General features: G+C 34.7%; 2 protein-coding genes and 1 pseudogene. 2 read left to right on the top strand and 1 reads right to left on the bottom strand.

The features are described from left to right. Positions 1-494: 494 nt before the first annotated feature. The gene (locus C568_RS0129975) at positions 495-2,351 is read right to left on the bottom strand and encodes a S8 family peptidase (RefSeq protein ID WP_018783710.1); all 1,857 of its coding nucleotides are present in this window, start codon (positions 2,349-2,351) and stop codon (positions 495-497) included. A 244-nt stretch (positions 2,352-2,595) separates the two neighbouring features. On the opposite strand from C568_RS0129975, the pseudogene C568_RS34025 reads away from it, so the two are divergent. Both C568_RS34025 and C568_RS0129970 read left to right on the top strand, forming a co-directional pair. Next, positions 2,596-2,803: pseudogene (locus C568_RS34025) on the top strand (hypothetical protein); the annotation flags it as partial. A 272-nt stretch (positions 2,804-3,075) separates the two neighbouring features. Continuing rightward, on the top strand, positions 3,076-3,491 hold a 416-nt coding region (locus tag C568_RS0129970; RefSeq protein WP_018783709.1), incomplete at its 3' end, for an IS6 family transposase.

Raw genomic sequence — 3,491 nt, 5'->3', positions numbered from 1 at the left:
CCGTCAATAATTTTGTGTAAATAAGTGATCCCTTTGCTTGTCTGAGGGATTTTTTGTTTTTGGGTGTAACTTGTTTTCTTAAGTTGATGGGCATGGGGTAGCACCACATGGCCATCAACTTAAGAAAAGTAAACACCCCCAAAACAAAAAAAAGAGCTGATTTCTCAAAATAACTAACTGTAGAGAAAGAAAATTTTCATTTAGGGGGTACTTCAAAACCTTAGCTTGATGGCGATGGGGTACCACCAACCAAATGACATAAAACCCACACTAAGACATTTTTTGGAAGTGAAAACCTTGATTTTTATAGCGCTACAACGTTGCATATATTACGTTGCAAATCAATCTCCAAAAATGATGTGATATTTGCAGCGAAAAAGGAGATAGATATTTGGTCATAAAAAACGGCACCCCAATTATTAGTTACGTCTAACAATTGGGGTGCCATTCATTTGGGAAATTCCTTTTGTTTCATGTATGCATATGCATAAAATCTATTTTACATTTAATAGATACGACCCATTTTTATTTTCATATTTGTAGACATGCAAATAATATTTCCCTGGTTTCGCATTATATTCTCCTGTAATGACATTAGACTTATTTTGTCCATATGCTACCATATTTTCTAAATCTGATTCATGATAAAGCGTCCATGTCATTCCAATCTGTTTTTCATTTACTACGGAAATATTTATATTTTGCGGTGAATTAACCATAAAAGTATAGATATCTACGTTATCATTGTCGTTAAGATTCCCTTCAATAGTCGTATTGAAATTTAACGGATTTGCCTGTATGTGTTGGTTATTTGGCTCTTGTTCTCGCGGATTTTTTGAAGCTGAATCTTCTCCATTTGATTGAAATCCTAATTTTAATAATATAGCTTTTAAATCTGGTAAAACACCAATTCTATCGTAAGATGGCTCCCCAGATTGTGTTCCTGTGTTTGGGTTATTTAAGATGTCTCTTAACTCACTTGGTTTATAGGGGTGACCCAAATGCTCCTTCGCAATGCTTTGTATGGAAACAGCTGTACCAGCAATAATTGGTGAAGCGCTCGATGTACCACTAAAGCTAGACGTATATAAATTTTTCGCACTGTTATTTGGATCTGCAGAAGTTGTATCTACATTTTGACCCCATCCATATACATCAATTCGACTGCCATAATTTGAAAACCATGAACGTCCGTGAGGAACAGTTGATAAAGCAGCCCCGACCATGATTGCACCGGAATCTTTAAAATCTTTGCTATTACGATTTAAGACCTTTTTTCCATCTTTATTTTTAAATTCATCTAAGTCATTCCAACCATTTGCTCCAGCCTCGATGATTACGATTCCTTTATCCGTTCCAGTGCGAATCGCATCAAATACATCTGGTTGCACTTCGACCGGTAAATATTTATCACGATATCCTTCATAAGATGATTGTGCTTCTAACAATAAAACATCACCGGCATTTAGGTGATTTACAGCACTTAATATGGCATCCGCTTTGTTATTACTGCCGTCATCCCTAATTTGAGATATTACTTTTACTGTAGCTTTTGGTACAATGCCAATATTGCCGATTTGATTATCTTCCGCAGAAACAATCCCTAAAACCGATGTCCCGTGTCCAACGTGAGCCTCTGTATTTCTACCGGATATAAGTTCGATATTTTGCTTTTCTAGATCTTCATGATTTAATAGCCAGCCATACTCCATATCTGCAAATGTTATACCTTTTCCGTCGCCTCCCTTGATCCCCCAAGCGTAAGGCGCATTAATACCATATGGTGCTTCTTTTAGGTATCCTTGGTTTTCAAATCTAGGGTCATCATAGGGATTAAGAAATAAGTTTGGCATCTGTACTTCTGGTGGTGTTACATTTTCCGGTTCTTTTATGTATACATCCTCTATCAAAGATGATTGTTTTAACTTTTCTACTAATACTTCTACTTGTACATGTTTTGAAACTTGAATTACATAATAATTTAATAAGTTAGAAGATGAAGTATTATTATCGGTTTTAGCACTTTTATTTAGACTTTGAATTTCGTCAGGACTTACAGATGTAAATAAGCGTGTTAATGTTAAATCTGGGAATTCAGAAAAAAACTTTTCTAGTACTATATCATTTTTTTCCTGTTTTATTCGTTTTTCTATCCCATCCTCATACGGTAAACTGATCTTATTTTTAAACTTTACAATGATTTGCTTTTCTTCTTGTTTTTCTACATTAGCTGCTTTTTGCTGTACTACTGAATTGTTTGAAGCAGCACTCACTATATGAGAAGTCTTTCCTAGTCCTGTAAAAGCAGTAATTGCTATTGTAGATACGAGCATTCCTTTTAAAATTTTCATTCATTTTCCCTCTACTTTTTCATTTTTAAACATTTTCCTATAAAAATATCAAAATAATTACGTACAAAGCTTTACACTAAATAAATTATAATGAGTATCTAAAATAAGTTCAAAGTATTTATATATGCAATTTTTCATATTATTATATGCATCCATTTTAATTTTCCGACACTTAAGTCGCTGCTATGTAGAACAATAGGGTGGACAAATCCATCACTATCAACCTAACAAAACAAAAATTTATTTTTTGAGTGAGCGTGAAGAGCTACGTGAACGTGCGCTGCAAGATCAGCCCCAAAGGGCCAGTGCATTAAATATTATTAATGCCATCAGTATATGGAATACGGTATATTTAACCGCTAGGGTCGGAACATATGAACTTCCTTGGGAAGTATAGATTTAAATTCAAACAATCAACTACTTTAGAATCATTAAGACCACTCCAGAAGTAAAATACCAAGGCTGAAATTCCTTAACGTGGGAAAATCGGCTTTTTATTTTCCGAAAAATGTCTTAGCTTGGGTTTTATGTCATTTGGTTGACGGGACCCCATCGCTATCAAGCTAACAGAACAGGTTGCCCCCAAAACGAGATTTTTCAACTTCTATAGTTAATGAATTATGAGAATTTAATTTTTTTGGTTCTGGTGCAAAAACTATAAGGCTCATGTAACGAATCTCTGAAACTTGGACATACTAGTACTTTAAAAAAGGACGTGATTAGTATGGAAAAGCAAAACTTATTCAAGTGGAAACACTATCAGCCTGAACTAATCTTATTAACAGTAAGATGGTACCCGCGGTACAATTTAAGCTTTCGTAACCTGGTGGAAATGATGGAAGAACGAGGAGTATCAATCGCTCACACAACCATTATGCGTTGTGCTCATCAATATGGGCCCCAATTAGAAGAGAAAGTACGATATCATCTTAAATCAACAAATGACTCATGGAGAGTTGATGAAACCTATATCAAAGTAAAAAGTCAATGGATATATTTATATCGTGCTGTAGATTCCGAAGGGAACACCATTGATTTTTATCTTAGTAAATCAAGAGATAAACAAGCAGCCAAGCGCTTTTTCAAGAAAGCTTTGGCTTTTTCGTATGTTTCTAAACCTCGTGTGATAACAGTAGATAT

This window comes from Bacillus sp. 95MFCvi2.1 (assembly GCF_000374965.1).
Taxonomy (GTDB): Bacteria; Bacillota; Bacilli; order Bacillales; family Bacillaceae_G; genus Bacillus_A; species Bacillus_A pseudomycoides.
Note: the sequence above shows the minus strand (reverse complement) of the source record. Positions and strands in the feature narration are given on the sequence as shown.